Here is a 3325-nt window from a genome sequence, read left to right on the forward strand (position 1 = left end):
GCCAGCGCATCGATGATGGTGCCGCCCTGCGCGACCGTGATCGTGCCGGAATTGGTGATCCCGGCTGGCGCCGTGAGGCTGCCGCCGGAGGCCACGGTCAGGCTGCCGGCATTGGTGAGCAGGCCGGCGAGACCGTAGGCGCCCGTGCCGGTGACCGCGAGCGTCGCACCGCTGGCATTGGCGAAGGTGCCGTTGCTGGCCACGTTGCCCGAGACGGTGAAGCTGCCGCCGTTGTTGGCGATGGCGCCGTCGATGCGCCCGGCCGAGGCCGTCACTGCACCGGTATTGCTCAGTCCGCCGGCGACGCTGCCGGCACTCGTGAAGGTAGCCGCATTGTTCACGGAGCCTGCCAGGCTGCTGCCGGCGGCGAGCGCAAGCGTGCCGGCCGAGACCGTCGTCGCGCCTGTGTAGGTGTTCGCACCCGACAGCGTGAAGGCGCCGATGCCGGTCTTGATCAGGCCACCCGTGCCGGAGATCACGCCCGCATAGCCCGTCGCGGCCTTGCTGCCGCCCGTAGTCAGCGTGCCGGCGCCGAGCGTCACGCTGCCGGCACCGCTCAGCGAGGCGACCGTCTGGTTGAAGCCGTTCAGGTCCATCCGGCCGGACGACGCCACCGTCACGGCCGATCCGGACGAGAAGGCGTTCGCCGCACCCGCCTGCAGCGTGCCGGCCGAGACCGTGGTCGCGCCGGTGTAGGTGTTGGCCCCCGACAGGGTCAGCGTGCCGGTTCCCTGCTTGGTCAGTCCGGTCGCACCCGAGATCGTGCCGGCATAGCTCGTCGAGCTATTGTCGCCGCCAGCCGTCAGCGTACCGCCGCCCGTGATGCTCGCAGCAGCCGTCGTGCCCGCGAGCGAGCCGACGCTCAGGCTGTTGCCGCCGAGAGCCAACGCGCCGTCATTGGTGAAGCGGCCGATGCCGGACAGGCCGCCGACCACGGTGAAGACCGCGCCGGCGTTGTTGGCGACACTGCCGTTGATCTGACCTTGCGCGTTCACGGTCCCGCTGTTGGCGAGCGTGCCATTGACCACGCTGGTCGCGGCATCGGTGTTGAAGACCCCTGCCAGGATCGTCGCGCCGCCGTTGACGAAGCCGGCATTGCTCGCGGTGCCGGACGTGTTGATCAGGCCGCCGTTGACCGTTCCGCTCGCGGTGTTGGTGAAGGTGCCGCTGTTCGACACGCTGCTGCCGATCGTGCCGTCGTTGCTCGCGGTGCCGCTATTGGCCAGGCTGCCGGCGACCGTTCCGGCGTTCGTGAATGCGGCTGCGTTGTTGACGTCACCCGCGAGCGAACCGCTCGACGTGAGCGCCAGCGTGCCGCCCGTGACGGTGGTCAGACCGGTATAGGTGTTGGCTCCCGCGAGGGTGAGCGTGCCGCCCCCGAACTTGGTCAGCCCGGCCGAGCCCTGGAGCACGTTGCCGATGGTCGTGCCGACACCGCTGTCGACGGTGATCGAGGCCGCCGTGCTTCCGGTGATGCCGCTGTCGGCCACGAGGGCAAGCGCACCACCCGTCAGGCTGTAGCCGTTCGTGCTGAACTGCAGGCCCTGGAAGCTCTGCGTGCCGGCCACCGTCACCGCGCCGCCAGCAGCGCCCCCGAACACACCAGCCTGCGACCGCCACCGATCGTTGATCGCGCCGTCGACCGTCGTCCAATTGGTACTGGTCGCGTTCCACGTCCCCGCCCCACCATCGACCGTGCTGTTGGCCGAGAGATTGCCGCCATCCCAGAACTGAACGAGTTGCCCGTTGCTGGCGAGGAGCACGTTGTACTGCGACGGACCGGTGCCGCCGTTGGTCACGATCTGGCTGACATCGGCCGTGGCGTTCACCCCGCCGTTGCTCACCGTGCCGAAGCGTCCAGCGGCCGTCGTGCCGGCCACGTCGAACAGGGTGTAGTAGCCGCTGGCGATCTGGCCGCCGGCAGCTGTCTGCAGGGCGAGCGTGCTGGCGTTGCTGACCGAGAGGTTGCCGCCGACGCGGATGAGGTCGTTGTTCGCACCGCCGACCACACCCGGCGCGCCGAGCTCGAACAGCGAGGTCGAGCCGGCGTTCAGCGTGTAGTCGCCGCCGACCGTCAGCGTGCCCGGCGAGTTGCCAGCCGAGACCGTGCCGCCGCTCCCGACGCTGACCGAACCCGCGATGGTGCCCGAGCCGTGCAGCGTGCCGCCAGAGTTGACGTCGACGATGGCAGCACCGTTGCCGAGCGTCCCATTGATTGAGAGCGTGCCGGCGTCGACATTGGCCATGCCGCTGAAGCCGGTGCTGGCTCCAGTCAGGGTCGTTACCCCGGAGCCAACCTGGTTGACGATGCCCGAGCCGGAGATGATGCCGCCATAGGTGTAGGCGTTGGTCCTGGCGAAGGCGAGCGTGCCGCCCGTGGTGGCCACGTTACTGAAGACGGTGCCGCCCGCGTTCTGGCCGATACGTCCATTATTCCCGGCGGCCGTGCCGTCGCCGATCCGCAGCGTGCCGCCGGAGATCGTGGTGGCCTCGACATAGGTATTCGCACCGGTGAGGGTAAAGGTGCCGACACCCGCCTTCGTCAAAGCACCGTTGCCGTCAATGCCGATGTTGCCACTGTAGGTATCGGCCGTTCCGTTCCGGCCAGTCGTCAGAGTGGCGCCCGCACTGAGCAGGACGCCCCCGCCACCGCCATTGAGCGATCCGATCTCCAGGGACGTGCCGACGGTGAATTGGCCGCCAGTCTGAGTCACGGCCGACGTCGCCGGCGCCGTTGTCGCGGTGTTGAAGATGAGGCTACCGCCGTTGATGACGAAGTTCGTCGAGGCGAACGAACCGCCGGGGCCGTTCCGCAGCGTTCCGGCGTTGACCGTCGTTGTCCCCGTATAGGTGTTGGCGCCGCGTATCTCGAAGATGCCGGTGCCGGTTTTTGTCAGACCACCAGTGCCGGTGATGACGCCGAAAGAGCCGGTGCTCGTGTTGTCGCTGCCGGTAGTCAGGGTCGCCGAGCCGAGCGCCACGGTGGTCCCGGCATTACCGCTGAGCGAGCCGATGGACTGGTTGTTGTTGTTCAGATCGAACGTGCCGCCATTCACCTGCACGGCGCTCGCCGTGCTGATGACGTTGGCCGCGCCCGCCCGCAGCGTGCCGTCCGAGATCGTGGTGACGCCGGTATAGGTGTTGGCTCCCGACAACATCAGCATGCCAGTGCCGGTCTTGGTCAGACCCGTCGTCGCTGCGGGGTTCGCGCCGTTCTGAATGACACCGGAGAAGGTGGTCGAGGCGCCGTTGCCTCCGGCCGTGAGCGTCGCGGCGGTCGTACCTGAATTGGTGAGTGTCCCAGCCCCGGACAGCGACCCGATCG

The 3325-nt window shown here is 68.4% G+C and carries 1 protein-coding gene; it reads right to left on the bottom strand.

Going from position 1 to position 3325, the window contains the following annotated elements; genetic code table 11:
• A partial coding sequence (locus MGN01_RS23090; RefSeq protein ID WP_174804626.1) for a beta strand repeat-containing protein occupies positions 1–3325 on the bottom strand: 3325 nt, incomplete at both ends.

The sequence above is a fragment of the Methylobacterium gnaphalii genome (genome assembly GCF_007992215.1).
GTDB lineage: Bacteria > Pseudomonadota > Alphaproteobacteria > Rhizobiales > Beijerinckiaceae > Methylobacterium > Methylobacterium gnaphalii.